Source organism: Pseudomonas sp. AC229 (assembly GCF_979254655.1).
In genome coordinates this window covers 252141-270803 of the sequence record NZ_CEEDHK010000006.1, presented here as the reverse complement: position 1 = coordinate 270803, position 18663 = coordinate 252141, and the positions used below count along the sequence as shown (strand labels likewise).

Annotated in this window: 20 protein-coding genes; 1 reads left to right on the top strand and 19 read right to left on the bottom strand. The window is 63.4% G+C overall.

Features of this window, described 5'->3' with window-relative positions:
* Positions 1–2: 2 nt before the first annotated feature.
* From AC0IW7_RS10850 to AC0IW7_RS10830, 5 genes are all read right to left on the bottom strand, one after another.
* Positions 3–806: an ABC transporter permease gene (locus tag AC0IW7_RS10850; RefSeq protein WP_122492379.1), complete on the bottom strand. Its 804-nt coding sequence runs from the start codon at positions 804–806 to the stop codon at positions 3–5.
* Between the two features lie 82 nt (positions 807–888).
* On the bottom strand, positions 889–1863 hold the full coding sequence (locus tag AC0IW7_RS10845; protein WP_463540705.1) for an ABC transporter substrate-binding protein: 975 nt from the start codon (positions 1861–1863) through the stop codon (positions 889–891).
* 278 nt (positions 1864–2141) lie between these two features.
* On the bottom strand, positions 2142–3521 hold the full coding sequence (locus tag AC0IW7_RS10840) for an aspartate aminotransferase family protein (protein WP_471817820.1): 1380 nt from the start codon (positions 3519–3521) through the stop codon (positions 2142–2144).
* A 22-nt stretch (positions 3522–3543) separates the two neighbouring features.
* Positions 3544–5034, bottom strand: a complete 1491-nt coding sequence (locus tag AC0IW7_RS10835; RefSeq protein WP_471817818.1) for an aldehyde dehydrogenase — start codon at positions 5032–5034, stop codon at positions 3544–3546.
* A 220-nt stretch (positions 5035–5254) separates the two neighbouring features.
* The gene (locus AC0IW7_RS10830; protein ID WP_471817816.1) at positions 5255–6037 is read right to left on the bottom strand and encodes a carbon-nitrogen hydrolase family protein; all 783 of its coding nucleotides are present in this window, start codon (positions 6035–6037) and stop codon (positions 5255–5257) included.
* A gap of 195 nt (positions 6038–6232) precedes the next feature.
* Here AC0IW7_RS10830 and AC0IW7_RS10825 point away from each other — a divergent pair, with 195 nt between their 5' ends.
* Complete coding sequence (locus AC0IW7_RS10825; RefSeq protein WP_463384406.1) at positions 6233–7156, top strand: LysR family transcriptional regulator; 924 nt, start codon at positions 6233–6235, stop codon at positions 7154–7156.
* A 55-nt stretch (positions 7157–7211) separates the two neighbouring features.
* Here AC0IW7_RS10825 and argE read toward each other — a convergent pair whose 3' ends face one another.
* The 14 genes from argE to AC0IW7_RS10755 all read right to left on the bottom strand — a co-directional run bounded on the left by argE (position 7212) and on the right by AC0IW7_RS10755 (position 18663).
* A complete protein-coding gene (argE, locus tag AC0IW7_RS10820; RefSeq protein WP_471817813.1) occupies positions 7212–8360 on the bottom strand; it encodes an acetylornithine deacetylase in 1149 nt (382 codons plus the stop codon).
* Positions 8361–8379: 19 nt separating this feature from the next.
* Positions 8380–9057 (bottom strand): DUF1028 domain-containing protein, encoded by a 678-nt coding sequence (locus tag AC0IW7_RS10815; protein WP_471817811.1) that lies wholly within the window; start codon positions 9055–9057, stop codon positions 8380–8382.
* Complete coding sequence (locus AC0IW7_RS10810) at positions 9054–9479, bottom strand: RidA family protein (RefSeq protein ID WP_122492373.1); 426 nt, start codon at positions 9477–9479, stop codon at positions 9054–9056. Before AC0IW7_RS10810 ends, AC0IW7_RS10815 begins: the two co-directional genes overlap by 4 nt.
* Before the next feature lie 243 nt (positions 9480–9722).
* Entirely contained in the window at positions 9723–10145 is a 423-nt protein-coding gene (locus AC0IW7_RS10805) for a hypothetical protein (protein WP_471817809.1), read from the bottom strand.
* Between the two features lie 22 nt (positions 10146–10167).
* Complete coding sequence (locus AC0IW7_RS10800) at positions 10168–11244, bottom strand: acyltransferase family protein (RefSeq protein WP_471817807.1); 1077 nt, start codon at positions 11242–11244, stop codon at positions 10168–10170.
* 223 nt (positions 11245–11467) lie between these two features.
* Positions 11468–12100: a hypothetical protein gene (locus tag AC0IW7_RS10795; protein WP_241000493.1), complete on the bottom strand. Its 633-nt coding sequence runs from the start codon at positions 12098–12100 to the stop codon at positions 11468–11470.
* Between the two features lie 263 nt (positions 12101–12363).
* Positions 12364–13212 carry an ABC transporter ATP-binding protein gene (locus AC0IW7_RS10790; RefSeq protein WP_471817805.1) on the bottom strand — a complete coding sequence of 283 codons (849 nt, stop codon included), beginning with the start codon at positions 13210–13212 and terminating at the stop codon, positions 12364–12366.
* Positions 13213–13215: 3 nt separating this feature from the next.
* On the bottom strand, positions 13216–14052 hold the full coding sequence (locus AC0IW7_RS10785; RefSeq protein ID WP_471817803.1) for an ABC transporter permease: 837 nt from the start codon (positions 14050–14052) through the stop codon (positions 13216–13218).
* The gene (locus AC0IW7_RS10780) at positions 14049–14843 is read right to left on the bottom strand and encodes a hypothetical protein (RefSeq protein ID WP_471817801.1); all 795 of its coding nucleotides are present in this window, start codon (positions 14841–14843) and stop codon (positions 14049–14051) included. The genes AC0IW7_RS10785 and AC0IW7_RS10780 overlap by 4 nt, the downstream gene beginning before the upstream one ends.
* On the bottom strand, positions 14840–15469 hold the full coding sequence (locus tag AC0IW7_RS10775; protein WP_471817799.1) for a cysteine hydrolase family protein: 630 nt from the start codon (positions 15467–15469) through the stop codon (positions 14840–14842). Before AC0IW7_RS10775 ends, AC0IW7_RS10780 begins: the two co-directional genes overlap by 4 nt.
* On the bottom strand, positions 15466–16248 hold the full coding sequence (locus AC0IW7_RS10770; protein ID WP_122492366.1) for a creatininase: 783 nt from the start codon (positions 16246–16248) through the stop codon (positions 15466–15468). Before AC0IW7_RS10770 ends, AC0IW7_RS10775 begins: the two co-directional genes overlap by 4 nt.
* On the bottom strand, positions 16245–17135 hold the full coding sequence (locus tag AC0IW7_RS10765) for a DMT family transporter (protein ID WP_471817797.1): 891 nt from the start codon (positions 17133–17135) through the stop codon (positions 16245–16247). The genes AC0IW7_RS10770 and AC0IW7_RS10765 overlap by 4 nt, the downstream gene beginning before the upstream one ends.
* Complete coding sequence (locus AC0IW7_RS10760; protein WP_471817794.1) at positions 17135–17887, bottom strand: SDR family NAD(P)-dependent oxidoreductase; 753 nt, start codon at positions 17885–17887, stop codon at positions 17135–17137. The genes AC0IW7_RS10765 and AC0IW7_RS10760 overlap by 1 nt, the downstream gene beginning before the upstream one ends.
* Positions 17887–18663: an SDR family NAD(P)-dependent oxidoreductase gene (locus AC0IW7_RS10755; protein WP_471817793.1), complete on the bottom strand. Its 777-nt coding sequence runs from the start codon at positions 18661–18663 to the stop codon at positions 17887–17889. The genes AC0IW7_RS10760 and AC0IW7_RS10755 overlap by 1 nt, the downstream gene beginning before the upstream one ends.

Genomic DNA, 18663 nt, shown 5'->3' with positions numbered 1-18663 from the left:
GGCTATTGTGCCCATGCGGCAATCCTCAGGCGGAGCAGTCGGAAGAGTTGGTCGGTGATCAGGCCCAGCAGGCCGATGATGGCGATGGCGAGGAAAATCACGTCCACCTGGAAACCGCGCATGGCTTTCAGGCTGATGTAGCCAAGGCCGCTTGAGGCCGCGACCAATTCTGCGACCACGAGGTAGGTCCAGGCCCAGCCCATGGTCACGCGCAAGGTGTCGAGCACGCCGGGCAACGAGGCCGGGCCGAGCACGTGGAACACCACATCGCGGCGGGTGGCGCCGAGGGTGTAGCTGGCGTTCACCAGGTCTTTGGAAACGCCTTTGGAGACGTCGGCAATCATCACCAACTGCTGGAAAAAGGTGCCGAAGATGATCACGGCCACGCGCTGTTCCAGACCGATGCCGATCCACAAAATAAACAGCGGCACGAACGAGGTCACCGGCAGGTAACGAATGAAGTTCACCAGCGGCTCAAGCAGCGCCTGCACGATGCGAAAGCTGCCCATCAGCAGGCCCAAGGGCACCGCCACCAGCGATGACAGGGCAAAGCCGATCAGCACCACTTCCAGGCTCGCGCCCACATGCTTGGCCAGCGTGCCGTCGTTGCTCAGGCGCACCGCCGCGTCGAAAACGGCGCCCGGCGTGGGCAGAAACATGGTCGGCACCACGCCGCCATACGACAGCCCAACCCACAAGCCCAACACAGCCAACCAGCACAGCGTGCTAGCAGCAAAAACAAGTTTTACCGGCAGGCCGACCTTGGGGGTCAGGCAGCGGTTTATCCAGGATCGAACAGTGGCCATCACGCCACCTCCACATCAGCAGGGCAGAAGGAAACAAGGCAGAGAAAGCACGCCGCGTGCCGAAACACGCGGCGAGAAGGCGTTACGGGGTCACGAACGAGGTGTCCACCAGGTCGTCATAGCTGACGGTGAACGGCTTGCCTTGCAGCTCGCTCCAGGTTTCGTTGGCCAGCTTGATGATTTCAGCGATGTCGCCGGGCTTGCCTTTAGTGCCGAGCAGTTTTTCGCTCATGGCCTGGTCGTAGAACTTCACGCCCTTGGCGGCTTCGGCCAGGTCTTCAGGCTTGGACAGGTAACCGCCGACGCCTTTGGCCATGATGGCGTAGGCCTCTTTGGGATGGTCTTTGGTGTACTGCACGGCTTTGTACAGACCGGCGACCAGGGCCTTCACGTCTTCAGGCTGCTTTTCGATCACATCGCACGACAGCGCCACCACATCGACAATCACGCCCGGCGTGGCGCTGCTGTCGACCAGCACGTTGCCGGCGCCCTTCTGCTTGACCATGGTCAGGTTCGGCTCCCAGGTCACTGCCGCTGGAATGCGACCGGCGATAAAGGCGCTGGCGGCGTCGTCGGCGGTCATGTTCTGCACCTCGACATCGGCCATGCTCATGCCTTCTTTCTTGAGCAGGTACGAGAGCCAGAACTGCGACACCGAGCCTTCGTTTACCGCAATCGATTTGCCTTTCAAACCCTTGATGCTGGTGATGTCTTTGGTCACCACCACGCCGTCGCCGCCATGGCTTTCATCCAACGCCGCCACGGTTTTGAAGCAAAAGTCTTTGGAGCGGTATTTGAGAATTTCGTCGATAGTCGACGCCGAACCGGACAGCTTGCCGGAGGCTTGAGCGGCCATGTACATCGAGGCTTCTTCGATGGTGGTCAGCTCCAGATCGAGGCCGGCGTCTTTGAAGTAGCCCAGGTCACGGGCCAGATACAGGGTGCCGTAGCCCACCCAGGTGGTGTGGCCGATGGACAATTTGCCCGCCTGCGCGCCGGTGGCGGCAGCGGCCAGAACGAGGGACAGCGAGACACGCTTGAGCAAGGACTTACGCATGGAACACTCCCACAGCCTGAAGGCTTAGTTATTGGTTGAATTGCGGGGCAGTAATGGCCAGCGGCCAAGTGATTCCGTGACCCGCGCCTCTGTTGGGCTGGGTTCTTGTTCTGCGGTGGTGCGATGTTCGATGGAGCTGTGTTTGGTGACCTATGGAAATGGGGCTTGGGACTGGAGACCTGTGGGAGCGGCTTTAGCCGCGATGCTTTTGATCTTTTAAGAACATCGCGGCTAAATCGGATGGCCGCCCCCCCCCTCCTACAGGATGTGACGCTGGGTCAAAGAACCCCTATCTCCTGCGCCGTCCGATCCACCGCCCGCTTGGTCTTGCTTACCAGCTCATCCAGCTCGCTACGGGTCGCCACCAGCGCGGGCGCCATGATCATGCGACCCAGGGTCGAGCGAATAATCAGGCCCTCTTCAAAGCCAATGCTGCGGCAGCGCCAGGCGATGTCGTTTTCGTTGGCGAAGCGTTTGCGGGTGGTTTTGTCTTCGGCAAATTGCAAGGCGGCCACCAAGCCGGCGCCCTGGATGTCGCCCACCAGCGGGTGATTGCCGAACACTTCGCGCAGGCAGCTTTGCAGGTACGGGCCGGTGTCGGTTTTCACCTGGCTGACCACGCCTTCATCACGCAGCGCCTTGAGGTTGGCAATCGCCACCGCAGCCGCTACCGGGTGGCCGGAGTAGGTCAGGCCGTGGGCGAACACGCCGCCCTGCTCGACCAGCACCTCGGCCATGCGCTTGCTCAGCACCAGGCCGCCCATGGGGATGTAGCCGGAGGTCAGGCCCTTGGCGATGGACAGGGTGTCCGGCTGAAAACCGAAGTATTCGTGGGCGAACCACTCGCCGGTGCGGCCGAAGCCGCCGATCACTTCGTCAGCGCACAGCAGCACGTCGTATTGGTGGCAGATGCGCTGAATTTCCGGCCAGTAGCTTTCCGGCGGGAAGATCATGCCGCCGGCGCCCTGGAACGGTTCGGCGATAAAGCCGGCGACGTTATCGGCGCCCAGTTCGAGAATCTTTTCTTCCAACTGACGCGCCGCGCGCAGGCCGAACTCAGCCGGCGTCAGCTCGCCTTCGTGGGCGTACCAGTAGGGCTCGTCAATGTGCTCGACATCCGGAATCAGCCCGCCCATTTCATGCATGAACTTCATGCCGCCGAGCGCCGTCGCGGCCAGTGTTGAGCCGTGGTAACCGTTCCAGCGGCCGATCATGATTTTCTTCTGCGGCTTGCCGAGAATCTGCCAGTAGCGGCGCACGGTACGGATCAGCACCTCGTTGGCTTCGGAGCCGGAGTTGGTGTAAATCGCGTGGCTGTAATGGTTGGGCAACAGGCTGAACAGCAGCTCCGACAACTCCACCACCGCCGGGTGGGTGGTGTGGAAAAACATGTTGTAGTACGGCAGCTGCTCCAGCTGTTGGCTGGCGGCGGCAGCGAGATCCTTGCGACCGTAACCGAGGTTGGTGCACCACAGGCCCGACATGCCGTCGAGGAAGCGGTTGCCGTCGTTGTCCCACAAATGCAAACGCTCGCCCCGCACGATCACCCGCGGCCCTTCGGCGTTCAGCGCTTTCTGGTCGAGAAAGGCATGGATGTGGTGAGCGGCGTCAGAGGCTTGGTAGTCGCTGGTTTCGCGTTTGGGCAGTGGGGCAGTCATCAAATGTCTCCGTATCTTTTTCTTATTTCAGCTGGAACCAAGTGGTCTTGAGCTGGGTGTATTTGTCGAAGGAGTGAAGCGACAGGTCGCGGCCAAAACCCGACTGTTTGCCGCCACCGAACGGCACGGTCACGTCCAGGGCATCGACGGTATTCACCGACACGGTGCCGGCGCGCAATTGCCGGGCCACGCGGTGGGCGCGGTTGAGGTCGTCGGTCCACAGCGAGGCGGCCAGGCCGTAGATGCTGTCGTTGGCCAGGCGCAGGGCTTGTTCTTCGCTGTCGAATGGGATTACTGCCAGCACCGGGCCGAACACTTCTTCGCGGGCCAGACGCATGTCCGGCGTTACGCCGGTAAAGATGGTCGGCTGCACGAAGTTGCGGCTGCCGTTGATGTTCACTTGCTCGCCGCCGCACACCAGGCGCGCGCCCTGCTCATGGGCGTCGCGGATGTAGTTCATCACCCGCTCGGTTTGCCGCGTTTCAACAATGGCGCCGGCGCTGCTGGCCGGATTCAGCGGATCGCCTGGCTGCCAGGCTTGCGCCTTGGCGCACAGGCGCTCGACGAACTCGTCGTGAATGGAACGCTGCACCAGCACGCGGGAGTTGGCCGAGCACACTTCGCCCTGGTTGAAGAAGATGCCGAACGCGGCTTTTTCGGCGGCCAGGTCGAGGTCGTTGCAGTCGTCAAAGACCAGGTTCGCGCTCTTGCCGCCGCACTCCAGCCACACCTGCTTGAGGTTCGACTGGGCCGAGTACTGCATAAAATATTTGCCCACTTCCGTGGAGCCGGTGAAGACCAGGCAGTCGATATCGGCGTGCAAGCCCATGGCTTTGCCGGCCTGCTCGCCGAGGCCCGGCAGCACGTTGAGCACGCCCGCCGGAATGCCCGCTTCAAGGGCCAGTTCGCCAAGCCGCAAGGCCGAAAAGGGTGACTGTTCGGCTGGTTTCAACAACACCGAGTTACCGGCCGCCAGTGCCGGGGCGAGCTTCCAGGCGGCCATGTCCAGCGGGAAATTCCAGGGCACCACGGCGGCGACCACACCGAGCGCTTCGCGGGTAATAGTGGCGAGTACGTTGTGGGCGCTGGGAGCGATTTGGTCGTAGAGCTTGTCGAGGCTTTCGGCGTACCAGCGAAACACCCCGGCGGCGCCCGGCACATCGATGTTGTAGGCATCCATCACTGGCTTGCCCATGTTCAACGAATCGAGCAGTGCCAACTCTTCGCGGTGTTCCAGAATCAGCTCGGCCAGGCGCAGCAGCACCGCCTTGCGCTCGGCGGGCGAACGACGTGCCCAGACGCCGGACTCAAACGCCTGACGCGCCGCCCGAACGGCTGCATCGACATCGGCATCACCACACGCAGCCACCTCGGCCAGCACCGCGCCGGTGGCCGGATTAATCGCGGAAAAGGTCGCCCCGGATTGCGCGGCAACCGCCTGGCCATCGATCAGCGCCAGGGTAGGAAAGCGCTGAGCCGCCGCCCGTTGTTGCCAGTCATTAAGCTCGAACACCCCAACGCCCTCGTACCGATTAGTGAGAGCGATGGTGGCGGAACGGGCTGCATAGGAAAATTATTAAATATGTGTTCGGGGTATATGAAAAAGCTGCTTTGGAGCGCACCGAGGTGGGGCGGAGTGCGAGATAAAAGTGCATCGGTGTTTAAGTGTGGGAGCGGCTTCAGCCGCGATGCTTTTGATCAAGAGCATCGCGGCTGAAGCCGCTCCCACAGGGTTATGAATGGATGTAGATCTCCGGACGCCGGCCGCCGAGGTAGGGGAAGGTGCTTTCCTGCGCGGCGCGCTGGCCGTGGTCGAGATCAACCACCAGCAACGCCTCGCCATTGGCCGCACTGGCCAGTTTGCTGCCATCTGGCGCCGCCACGCACGAGCCGCCGAGAAAGGCCAGGCCGGCTTCCACGCCGCTGTGATTGCAGTAGGCGACGAACAGCTGATTTTCCACGGCACGCGCCGGCACGATGAGGTCGGGCACGACGCGGTATTCCGGGGTCAGGGCGGTGGGAATCAGCAGCAGCTCGGCGCCTTCAAGGGTCAGCTTGCGTACGTTTTCGGGAAATTCGACGTCGAAGCAAATCAGCAAGCCAACGGACCAACCGGCGAACTCGAACGGCGCCTGCAAGCGCTCGCCGGGGGTGAACAAGGTGCGCTCGAAGGCGCCGAACAGGTGGGTTTTGCGGTAGTTGCACAGGCGCGTGCCCTGGGCGTCGATCAGTTGCGCAGAGTTGTAAGGTTTGCCGCCGCTGTCGTGGGTTTCGGCATAGCCGTAGCAAATGCCGATGCCGTGTTCACGCGCGAGCTCAGCGATGCGTTGCGCTGAAGGCCCGTCCGCCGCTTCGGCCGGCTGCGCCCGCAGGTTGTAGCCGCCCAGCCACAGCTCGGAACACAGCAGCAACTGCGCGCCGGCCGCTGCCGCCGCGCGTGCCTGGGTGGCCAGGTCGGCGAGGTTGGCGGCGACGTCGCCGGGGTGTCCTTCGGTTTGCCAGAGCGCCAGACGCATGGCACATCCTCCTGTGTTCGTGTGGTGTGTATGGGTTTTGCTAGCAACACTCTAGCCGCTGCTTGTGCATCTTCAGCAAGCCGCCGGCCAAGAAAAAATATGCCCATTGCCGCGCAAAAAGGTGGTCATGCCAGACCGTTACGGCTGCACCAACGCGGTAAGGTGTGCACGGAAATGTCTTACCTGAGGTCTGTCGTGGCTGCCTATACCCTGCGCCAACTTAAATACTTCGTCACCACCGTGGAGTGCGGCAGCGTTGCCGAGGCCTCGCGCAAGCTGTACATCGCCCAGCCGTCGATTTCCACCGCCATCAAGGGCCTGGAGGAAAGCTTTGGCGTGCAGCTGTTTATTCGTCACCACGCCCAGGGCGTGTCGCTGACGCCCAGCGGCGCACGCTTTTATCGCAAGGCGCAGGAGCTGCTGCGCATGGCCAAGGAGTTCGAGCAGAACGCCCTGGCCGACAACGACATCATTGCCGGGCAAATCGATATCGGCTGCTTTGAAACCGTGGCGCCGCTGTATCTGCCGCGCCTGATCGCAGGCTTCAACGCGCTGTACCCGGGCGTGGAAATCCGCATTCGGGACGGCGAACAACTGGAGCTGGTGCAAGGCCTGACGTCCGGCAGTTTCGACCTGGCGATTCTTTACGACCACGACCTGGACGGCACCATCGAAACCCAGGAATTGATGCCGCCGCAGCGCCCTTACGCGCTGTTGCCGGCCGACCACCGTTTCGCCCAGCAGGCGCAGGTGTCCCTGCGCGACCTGGCGCTGGAGCCGATGATTCTGCTCGACGTGCTGCCGAGCCGAACCTATTTCGTCAGCCTGTTTGAGGAGCTTGGCCTCACGCCCCATATCGCCTTCAGCTCGCCCTCCATCGAAATGGTGCGCGGCATGGTCGGGCAAGGGTTCGGCTTCTCGGTGCTGGTCACCCGCCCGCACTCGGAATGCACCTATGACGGGCAGAAAGTGGTGGCGGTGAATATTGCCGAGAACGTGACGGGCTCGGGGCTGGTGGCGGCGTGGTTGAAGCGCTCGCAGCTGACCAAGTCGGCGCAGTTGTTTGCCGATTACTGTCAGCAGGAGTTGAGCGGCGGACCCGATGCAGTGAAACCGTAGGGCGATGGGTGTTTGGTCAAGCCTATCGAGGCTGAAGCCTCTCCTACAGAAAGCTCTATGCCTGCATCCATTTCGCCAAGCGCCGCAGCATCGCGTCGCACTGGCTTAGCTGCTCAACGCTGACGAATTCGTCCGGCTTGTGCCCTTGGTCCATGCTGCCCGGCCCGCAGACCACGGTGGCGATGCCGGCTTGGTCGAACAGGCCACCTTCAGTGCCAAAGGCCACGGTGCCGAAATCGTCCGAACCGCTGATCAGTGCCAGCAATTGCGCGGCCTCGCTGTCGGCGGCGGTGGCTAAACCGGGGTAGGCGCTGATGGGTGTGAAGCGGATGTCGGTGCCGGGTTGCACGGCGTTCATCTGCGGCACCAGCTCGGCGGCGTACGCCTGCAATTCGCTGGCGATGGTCTCGGCGTTGTCGGCGGGCAAGGTGCGCACTTCAAAGTCGAAGCGGCAGTGTTCGGGCACTATATTCAAGGCGCTACCGCCGCTGATGGTGCCGGTTTGTACGGTGGAGTACGGCGGATCGAAGCGCGCGTCGTGGCGCTCTTTGGCGGCCAGGCGCTGGCCGATTTCGCCGAGGCGGTTGATTAATTTGGCAGCATATTCGATGGCGTTCACGCCCTGTGGCGCGTAAGCCGAATGGCAGGCGGCGCCGTGTACCTCGCAGCGCATACCGAGTTTGCCTTTGTGGCCGAGCACCGGGCGCATGGACGTCGGCTCGCCGATGATGCACAGGCTCGGTCGCTCCGGCCGATGCTCCAGCGCCTCGATCAGGCTGCGCACGCCGAGGCAGCCGACTTCCTCGTCATAGGAAATGGCCAGGTGCAGCGGCACGCGCATCGGGCTGGCCAGAAACGCAGGCAGCGCCGCGAGCACGCAGGCGATGTAGCCCTTCATGTCGGCCGTGCCTCGGCCATAAAGCTTGCCGTCGCGCTCGGTGAGGGCGAACGGCGGCAGCGTCCAGGCCTGGCCATCTACCGGCACCACGTCGCTGTGCCCCGACAGCATCACCCCGCCCGCGCCGGCTGGGCCGAGGCGCGCATACAAATTGGCCTTGCGGCGGTCGTCGCTGTAAATCAGCTCGCTGTCGATGCCCAGGCCGGCGAGGTAATCGCGGACGAACTCGATCAACGCCAGGTTCGACTCTCGGCTGACGGTGTCGAAGGCGATGAGGTGGGAAAGCAGGTCGCGGCTCAGATACATGGCGCAGGTCCACAGGTGTTCATTCGTCCCCCGGCACGCCATAACTCGGCGCCTTGGTGGGGTCCAGGGCGCGGGTGACGTAGTCCTGCATTTGCGGGCGGTAGGCGGTCCACAGTTTGCCCAGCTCACCGATTGGGTCGTGCTCGGCCCAGTCCACGCGCAAGTCGACAATCGGCCACAGCAAGTCGCTGACCACCGACATCGCGGCTGAATGCACCGGCCCCGCTTCGCCACCGGCGGCCATCGCCGCGTTCATGGCGGCCAGCAGGCGGTCGGCCAGCGCTTCGCCGGTGCTGCCCTCAAATGCCGCCACCATGGCTTCGATCACCTGCGGGCTGGAGAGCAGATTGCCCGCCGCCACGCATTGGTCACCCGCCACGGCGTTGTGCACGCCGAGGGCTTCGCTGCCGGTGAACAACGCGGTGGCGCCGTGGTGATCAATCACAGTCACTTGCCGGTATTGGCTGAAACCGTGGGTGGTCAGGGCCTTGTCCAGCGCTTCGCTGGCACCGGCGCCTTGTTCCAGCAGGTCGAGAATTTCCGGGCCCAGGGCCGGCAGGGTGATGTTCTGCGTGCTGACCGCGCCAATACCACCTCGCACCCAGGGGCAACGGGCGCCCACGGCAATGCTGGAGGAGCTGATGGCGATGCCGAGTTGGCCGGTTTCGGCGCAGCGGCCGACGATTGAGAAGGTCATTTCCAGTCGTCCGGGATGACCGCGATGACGTCTATTTCCATCAACCACTGTGGCTGGCCCAGCGCAGAAACCACCAAGCCGGTGGAAATCGGAAACACACCCTTCAACCACTTCCCCACTTCCTGATACACCGGCTCGCGGTAACGCGGGTCGGTGAGGTAGGTGGTGGTTTTGACGATATGGCTGAGGTCGCTGCCCGCCTCTTCCAGCAATTGCTTGAGGTTTTTCATGGCCTGTTCGGCTTGGGCGCGGGGGTCGCCGAGGCCGACCAGGTTGCCGTCGAAGTCGGTGCCCACCTGGCCGCGCACGTACACGGTATTGCCGGCACGCACGGCCTGGCACAGGTCGTTGTCGAGGGTCTGGTTGGGGTAGGTGTCCTTGGTGTTGAACATGCGAATGCGGGTGTGGGTCGGTGTGCTCATGGGACGCCCTGGTTTGCCGTGGGAAAAGCCCCTCTCCCTAACCCTCTCCCGTAAACGGGCGAGGGGACTGGAGCGGAGTTCGACGATCAGTTGCGGTCTGCCCCCTCGCCCGCTCGCGGGAGAGGGCTGGGGAGAGGGCGCTTTTGCAGCACCCACGACCAATGCCCGCATTCTGTCCACGCACTGGCCATAGCGAAATTAGGTTTTTTGTCGTCGTTGGTTAGGCAAAAACTGGGGTGGGGTTCAGCCGGCGTGGCGCTGGATGTTGAACACGCGCCATTGGCCGTCGGCGCCGCGGCGCATGCTCACCAGCAGCAGGCAGTCGCCTTCGAATTCGACGGCCACTTCCGGCATTTCGATGTCGACGCCGCGCCACCAGCGGCGCAGGCGGTTGCCGTTGGTTTGCGGTGGTGAGGTCCACTCCACTCGGTCAACGCGGCAGCGCTGAGCCCACATGCGGTCGGCGAATTCTTCCGGCGTGCGGCCCATGTACTCGTTGCTCATGGCCATGGCCTGGGCTTGGTCCATCTGCCCGGCTTCAAGCAGGGTGATAAAGGCTTGGGCGCGATCCACCACGTCGGCGGGGTAATACTCGGCTTTGGCCCATAGGTACGCGCCCGCAGGCAAGGTCAGGGCGACAACAATCAGCAGTACCCAGCGGGCCATTGGGAACATCCGTTTCCAGGAATTAAGCGGGCCGGCGCAGCACACCAGCCGACAGTCGTTGTACGCCATCTACCGCGCGGTACACGGTGAGGTTAGCCAGTTTTTTCCACATACCGGCCAGGCCCACTTCGATAAAGCGGTTCATGCAGAACGCCACCACCAGCACGATGCCAATCGCCAGCGGATACATCCAGGCGCGGTTCTCGTCGGTGGCGAAGCGGCTGAGGAACATGTAACCGAAGTGGGCGTGAATCAAGTACACCGGGTAGGTCAGCGCGCCGAGGGTTTTCGAGAACGGCAGGCGCAGTTGCTGCACTTTTTCCACGTTCAAGGTGAGGAAGAAGGCGAAGAACAGGCAGATCATGCTCGCCACCACCACGGGCGAAAAATACGCGCCGGACTCCACTGCTTTTTCCCCGGCCACTTCCAGCGAGAAGCGCACGCACAAGCCAAACGCCAGGGCCAGCGAGGCCGCGCTTTTCCAGTTGGCTTTTTCTTTGAGAATGGCGAACAGCGCACCGGCGGCAAAGTAGCTGAAATAGCCGCCCAGCAACGGCACCCGGTTGAGGCCGACCAGCAAGGCCACCAGCATGACGACCGGCCACCAACTGAACAGAATTTCCAGGCGGTCCTGCCAGCCCACGAACAGGCACAGCAGCACCAACACGTAGAACTGCACTTCCAGCACCAGCGTCCAGTACACGCCGTCGACGTGGCCGATGCCCAGGTATGACTGGAACATGCTCAGGTTGACCAAGGTTTGCAGCGGCGTGACTTGCATCTGCGTGCTCGCCCATTGCCAGGCGATGGCGCTGGTGAACAACACGGCGAACCAGTACGAGGGATAAAGACGAATCGCGCGGGAGGCGGCGAATTGGGCGGCGCTGCGGTTGCGCGCGGAGTAGAAGATGACGTAGCCGCTGATCATAAAGAACAGCTCAACGCCCAGATAACCGTATTTGGTGAACTCGATCAGCTCGGGAATATGGCTGAGAGAACTGAGCTTGCCATTGGCAATGCCGTTAAAGGTGTAGTGGTAAAGCACCACCATGATGGCGGCGATAAAACGGCCGTAGTCCAGTAGTTCGAGGCGCTTCATAGCGAATCCCTGCAGTCATTTTGTTGCGGTGAAACTGCCCAAGGCCAGCGTCGCGCGCGGGCCGTTCCTGTTCATCCTTGCGCCTACTGCGGCGACCGTTGGCGACCCGTTTGACTGCAGCTAAACGGGTCAGGCAAGTGGTCGCTGATGGCGGTGCGCCGGTAACACGCACCTACAGACCCCGGCCGCGCTTTAATAGTTCAGGCGCGCGCCGTTATGCCGATCAACGCGACGATTGCGCGGTCGGTGAATTGTGCCAATGGGGTTTGGTATAGGGCTCTTCGGCGCCCGAAAGGGTGATGGCGAAGTGGTTGAGCAAGCCCTCGGCGGTGTACTTGGGCAAGCTGGCGCACACGGCAATAACGGTGAAGCCCATGGCCATGGCGCGTGCCGGCAGCGGGCGAATTTCCGCACGTTCGGCCAGGGCCAGGAAGGTCATGGAGCCCAAGCCGCCGATCAGCGCGCCGGCAATGGCTTCGGGCAACGGATGCACATAGGGCGCAACCACCGTGACGCTGAAGTACCAACCGCCCAGCAACGCCGCACCGGCAGCCGGCCAACGCAGCAGCGGGTGCCATTGGCGCGCCAGCAGGCTGACCAACACGGGCGTCACCAGGCAGGCGTTCATGGCGTGGCCACTGAACACCGCAATGTTCAACGCTTCCCAGCCATGGCCCCAGCCTTTGAATGCCAGTTTGCTGAACATCACCGCACCATAGGCGAGCACCACCACCGTCAGCCACAGCACCGCGACGCGTCGCGAGGCGCTGTAATTGAGCCAGGCGGCCACCAACAGCACGGCCGGAATCATCACGGTAATGCCCGCATAGGGCGCAATAGATAGAGCGAATTCCACGTTATCCCTCACAGACACACACAGCCACGGCCGGTCACTCGGCGGCGGCGATTATTCACGATTCAGAAGTAAGCAGATTGTTTTTATTAGAAGGGGGTGACGCTTCCCAGCGTGAAAAGCAAGTTCCACGCCGGGCATGGGTAAGACCGGACGGTTGGCGGTTAGTTGCGGCCAACCCCAATCAAAAGCTCGAGGCTGAAGCCTCTGCTACACGGACGGTGGGAGAGGCTTCAGGCTCGATTGCTGGAATCGCCGATTGCCGCCTATAACGCCAACGGCTGCGTACGCGTCAATTGCTCGAGGAGTTCCAAATCGGTGCTCATGCCCGAGGTTTCGCGAATGCGCGCCAGTATCTCGCGTTTGAGCTTAAGAAACTCAGCTGACAGTTTCATGTCTTGATTGCGCTCGGCCGGCAGCGGCACGTCATAGATGGTGTCGATGCGCCCAGGACGCGGCGCCATCAGCACCACGCGACCGCCCAGGTAAATGGCCTCTTCCACGTCATGGGTGACGAACAGAATGGTGCTCTTTTCCAGGCGATGAACATGGCGGATCAGGTCGTGCATCACTTCGCGGGTTTGCGCATCCAACGCGCCGAAGGGTTCGTCCATCAGCAGAATTTCCGGCTTGGGCATCAAGGCCCGAGCAATCGCCACACGTTGCTGCATGCCGCCGGAGAGCTGATTCGGGTACGCCTGGTGAAACGCCGACAGGCCCATCAAATTCAGCAGCGCATCGGCTCGGCCGCTGGCGCATTCAATGTCGCCGTCGCTTTTCACCGTGTCGGCCACCACCTTCAACTGCCGGCAAAACTTGATGTTCTGCATCACGTTCAGCCACGGGTACAGGCTGTAGTGCTGGAACACCATGGCGCGGTCGATGCCCGGCCCGTTCACGGCGCGACCGTCGAGCAGAATTTCGCCACGGCTGTGCTGCTCCAGCCCGCCAATGCTGCGCAGCAGAGTGGACTTGCCGCAGCCCGAGGCGCCGACAAAGGTGATGAATTCGTTGCGCTGAATATCCAGGTTGATGTCTTGCAGCGCCTGCACGTCGCGGTCGCGGGTTTTGAAGACTTTGCTGACCTGGCGGATTTTGATCTTAGCGTCGCTCATGGCTCACCTCTTCAACCAGGGAAAGGCCGCGCGGCCGAGCCAGCGAAACGCCTGGTCGGTGAGCAGGCCGATAACGCCGATCAGAATGATGCCGGCGAAAATCTTGTCGGTTTGCATATAGCGCTGGGCTTTGAGAATGGCGTAACCCAGGCCCGAATTCGCGGCCACCAGTTCGGCCACCACCAGGTACGTCCAGGCCCAACCGCAGGTGATGCGCAGCGTGTCGAGCAGCGCCGGGCGTGCCGAGGGCAGCACCACCAGTTTGACGATTTCGCTGCGGCTGGCGCCCATGGTTTGCGCCGCTTCGATTTGCGCCATCGGCACGCGGCGCACGTCTTCGGCGACCATCAGCACCATCTGGAAAAAGGTGCCGATAAAGATGATCAGCACCTTGGAGCTTTCATCGATGCCCACCCACAGCATCACCAACGGAATAAACGCCACGGCCGGCATATAGCGGATGAAGTCGGTCAGCGGTTCGAGAAACGCCTGCACCGGCCGGTAGGTGCCGATGTACAGCCCCAGCGGCAAGGCGAACAGCGCCGAGGCGAGAAAGCCGGTCATCACGCGGTACACGCTGATGCCGATGTCGGCGAGCAAGCCCTCGTCGCTCCACCAGCGCCCTACCCGCGCCAGCACCGCGTCTGGCCCTGGCATAAACATCGGGTTGGCCAGCCCAGCGGCGGTATAGGCCCACCAGATGAGCAACGGCAGCAGCAAACCTGCGGTGGCCAGGCCCCAGATCGCGGCGCGCGGCAATTCACCGCGAATCGCCCACCAGCGTTGGCGGGCCGGCCGGGTGGGCGCCTGAACCTCAGGCAAGGGTTGATGCGCGCTCATAGCACGGCCTCCTCGGCTAACGGAAAAACGGGGTGCTCGCGCAAGCGCCAGCCGCCAATCGGTGGTACATGGCCGAGCTGTTCCAGGGTTTGGGCGGCGCACAACTGCGTGCTGTCGTCCGGGCTGACGCTGGCAGGCAACAGCACATCGCCGACGCGCTCGGGAATGGTCGACAGGCTAATCAGCCACGGCGTTTCGCCCTGTTGATGCCAGCCAAACGACAACTCGCACTCAAGCAATCGCTCGGCGCTGCCGCCTTCGTCCAGCAGGGCTTGCAGTGACGGCGCCGGCCTCAAGGGCCTTGGCCGCCCGGCCACAAACAAAAAGCAGTCGCCGGCCAGTAACAGGCAGCCCTGGCGGTCATCTGCCGCCACCAGCCATACGCCCCAGTTGCGGCCGAGCGACTCGGGCAAGCGCTCCCACACTTCGTGGTAGCTGCCGTCGAGGCCGTCTTCGAATACGCAGTCGGCGTTTTGAAAGTCCATGTAGCCGATGTCTTCGCTGCCGCGCGGCGGTTGGAAGTCCACGGCGCGGTGCCATTGGCAGGTTTCCTTGTCGCCGGTCCGGGTCACTTCGGTAACGCCGGCAAAACCGCCCTGCGCCGTCAGCTCACGCACGCTGTAGGGCGTCGGCAGCGGAATGCGCAGGTCGGCAAACAGTCGCGCGGTTTGCAGCCAGTACACGCGGGTACTGGTGTCGTGCACGCCGTCGGTGGTGGTCAGCAGCGTGCGCTGCCACACGCCCAGATACCGCTCGGGCACCGGGCCACAGGTTAATGGCGAACCGCTCATGGCCGTGCCTCCAGTTCAGTGATCAATCGCACGCTGTCGCACACGCGGCCGAACAAACCGCCCTCCACATCCACCATCGCCAGCGCCGCCGCATGCAGTTCGGGATAGGCCGAGCCGCAGGCATCGCTGACCAGCGTGCAGGCGTAACCCAGGTCCACGGCGCTGCGCAGGGTCGAAGACACGCACACTTCGGTGGTCACGCCGGTAATCAGCAGTTCGCTGATGCCACGGTTGCGCAGCAGCAATTCCAGGTCGGTACTGGCAAAGGCGCTGTAGCCGGGCTTGTCGATGACCGGCTCGCCGGGCAGCGGTTGCAGCTCACCAATCAGGTCGTGGCCAAACTCGCCGCGCACCAGCAGCCGCCCCAGCGGCCCTGGCTGGCCAATCGGTGCGCCGGCCTGTTCAGCGCGGCGGCGTTTGGGTTCGGGTAAATCGCTGAGGTCCGGGCGATGGCCTTCGCGGGTGTGCACCACCAGCAGCCCTTGCGCACGGGCGCAGGCGAGCAGGCGCTGGATGGGTTCGATAGGCGCGCGCAGAAGGCTGATATCCAGCCCGGCCTGATCGGCGTAGCCGCCGGGCGCGCAAAAGTCGCGCTGCATGTCGATCACGATCAGCGCCTTGCTCACAAGCGGAACTCCTTGCGCACGGCCTGGGCGATGCCCTGGGTGATGTCGCCCGCCATGCGCGCGCCCTTCTCGGCCGTCGAGCCTTTGGCCGAAGACAGCACGCCCGAAGCCGGCACCCACTCGGTGCGGCTCGGGTACATGTCATACGGCGGGAAGTCGGCAGGCGGCTCGTCGGGAATCAGGTCGATGCGCACCAGGTTGGGCAGGTAATGCAGCATCAGCGAGGTTTCGATGACGGCCGCATGTTCCAGGGCAAAACCGGGGAAGCCGTTGGGAAATACCGCTGCCAGAGTTTGCTCGGTGCAGAAATCCCAATGCTCCAGGCGCATCACTTCCAGGGCCGTGTCTTTGCCCAGCTCGCGCATGGCCAGTTCGATGCCTTCGGTGACGAACCACTGGTTTTCGTAGTGGCCGTCGACCAGCACCAGCCGCTTCACGCCGTGACGGGCGAACTCGCGCACGGCGTCGCGCACCAGGGCAATAAGCGTTTGTCCGTCGAGGCTGGTGGTGCCGCAAAAATGATTCCCGCCGCCGCACTTGGGCTGCGACTTGTAGCCATACGACAACGCCGGCGCCACCAGCCCGCCAACCTTGGCGGCCACGTCTTCGCACAACGCGCTGGCCAGCAGTGCATCGGTGCCCAGCGGCAAGTGCGGGCCATGCTGCTCGGTGGCGCCGCAAGGCAGAAACACCACCGGCGACAGCTCGCGCACGCGGCGCTCGTATTCCACCCAGCTGAGTTGGTCCATGCGTACGGTTGCGTTGGGTTCGACGCTCATCGGCTTGCCTCACAGGAAATAAGAGAAGGTTCACGGGGCGGCCGGGCGGCGATCAGCGCGGCCACCAACACCAGGGCGCCGCCACACCATTCGCGCAGGCCCAATTCACGGTCGCCAAACCAGGCGGAACTGAGCACGGCGGCCACCAGTTCGATAACGGCCAACACCGCCGCGCGGCTGGCTTCCACATGGGTAAAACCGTATTGCGCGGCGCCCATGGCCAGCAGCCAGAACACGCCAAAGAGGGCGATCTTGGTCCAGGTGAAGGCGTCCATTGGCGGCACGCTGCTGCCTTCGGCCAGGCAGAACAGCCAAGCCAGCAGCGCGCTGCCGATAAAGGCCACCACGGCTTTGCTGGCCAAGGGAATCTGTTCGGCGTGGCGGGTGGCGAGGTTGTTAAGGGCAAAGGCCAGACCGGCACTGAGGGCCAGCCAGTCGCTGCTGCCGAAGGCACTGAAACTGTCGCGGCTGACGCCCAGCGTCAGGCCAATGCCGAGCATCGCCAGCACCAGCGCGCCAACCCGCAGCAGCGTCAGGCGCTCACCGAGCAACAGCCAGCCGCCGAGCATCGCCCACACCGGTGCCAGGTAGAACAGCAGCATGGCGCGCACCACTTCGCCCTCGGACAAGGCGCCGACCAGCCCAGCCGTGGCCCAGCCGCCAAACACGGCGATTGCCAGCAAGGCATAGCGCTGCGGCCACCAGGCGCGGCGCTGCCACAGCAGAATGGGCACCGCCACCGCGCAGAGCAAACCGTAAGTGGCCAACACCACCGGCATACCGCGCAGGCCCAGGCCGCTGAGGTGTTGCAGCGGCATCCAGCCTAGGCCCCAGATGGCGGCGGCGAGCAGCAAAATGCTTTCGGGTTTGAGCAGGAATCTGATCATCAGCCCATCCACGCGCCGCCATTGGCGCCGAGCATCTGGCCGTGGAAAAAACTGGCCTGTGGCGACACCAGAAACAGCACGGCGGCGGCAATCTCCTCGGGCCGGCCGAGGCGCCCGGCGGGAATGGCGACTTCCTTGGCGATCATTTCGGCGCTCATGTGTTCTGCGCTGACCATGGGCGTGTCCACCGGACCGGGCGCCACGCCATTGATGCGAATGGCCGGGGCGAATTCACGCGCCAGGGATTTGGTCAGGCCGATCACCCCGGCCTTGGCGGTGCAGTACGCGGCGTATTTCTCGCGCCCCAGATGACCGAGTTCCGAGGCGATATTGACGATGCAACCCGAGCCGCGCGGCTGCATATGCCCAAGCGCGTGATGACAGCAGCGATACACGGCGTTCAGGTCGACGCCAAGCACGTTCGCCCAGTCGTCCTCGGTGGTTTCCAAAAAGGGTTTTTCCAGAATGATGCCGGCGTTGTTGACCAGAATATCCAGCACGCCAGCGGCGAATATTTCCTCGAACATGGCCGCCACTTGCGGCGCCGACGACACATCGGCCTCCACCGCCCGCGCCCAGCCACCGGCCGAGGTGATGCGCGCCACCAAGCCAATGGCGGCGCGCTCCTGACCGAGGTGATTGATCCATACCTTGGCGCCCGCAGCGGCCAGGGCCAGCACGGTGGCGCGGCCGATGCCGGTGGCGGCGCCGGTAACCAGTGCCACCTGGCCTTTAAGCGGTAAGTCCGTCATCAGTGCATGACCTCGCCGTGGCTGACCGACAACGCCTGCCCGGTCAGAGGCAGCGCCAGAGCGCTGCCGAGAAACAGAAAAGTGCCCGCCAGGTCTGCCGGCGTGAGCAGTTCCGGCACTGCCTGGGCGGCGAGGATGAGCGCCAGTTCGTCGGCTTCACTGCGCCCACTACTGGCCGCCATCACCGCCAACGAGCGCATGGCCGCCTCGGTGCCGATCCAGCCGGGGCACACCGCGTTCACCCGAATGCGCCGGGGGCCAAGCTCCCACGCCAGCGAACGGGTCAGGCCGATGACCGCGTGCTTACTGGCCACGTAAGCGCTAAACCCTGGCACGCCCTTCAGGCCCCAGATCGAGGCCTGGTTAATGATGCTGGCGCCGGCTTTCAGTTGACCTTGCAGCGCGCGGGTCAGGCGCAGCATGGAGGCCACGTTGTTATCCAGCAGCGCTTGCCAGTGAGCGTCGGCAGCGGCGCCGGTATCGCTCAGCGGCGTGGCGTACTCGACGCCGGCATTGTTGATGAGCACATCCAGCGGCCGTTCGGCGCGGCTGGCGGCATAGGCGGCAACGGCCTCGCTGTCGGCCAAATCCAGCACATGGGCGCTCACGCGAGTGAGGCGCTGCAACTCGTCGGCCACCCTCGACAAGGCGTCGCCACTGCGGTCGAGCAATTCCAGGCGCGCGCCCTGCTCGGCAAACGCGCGGGCCAGGCCTTTGCCGATACCGCTTGCCGCGCCCGTGAGCACCACGGTTTTGCCAACGTAGTCGAGGCTCAT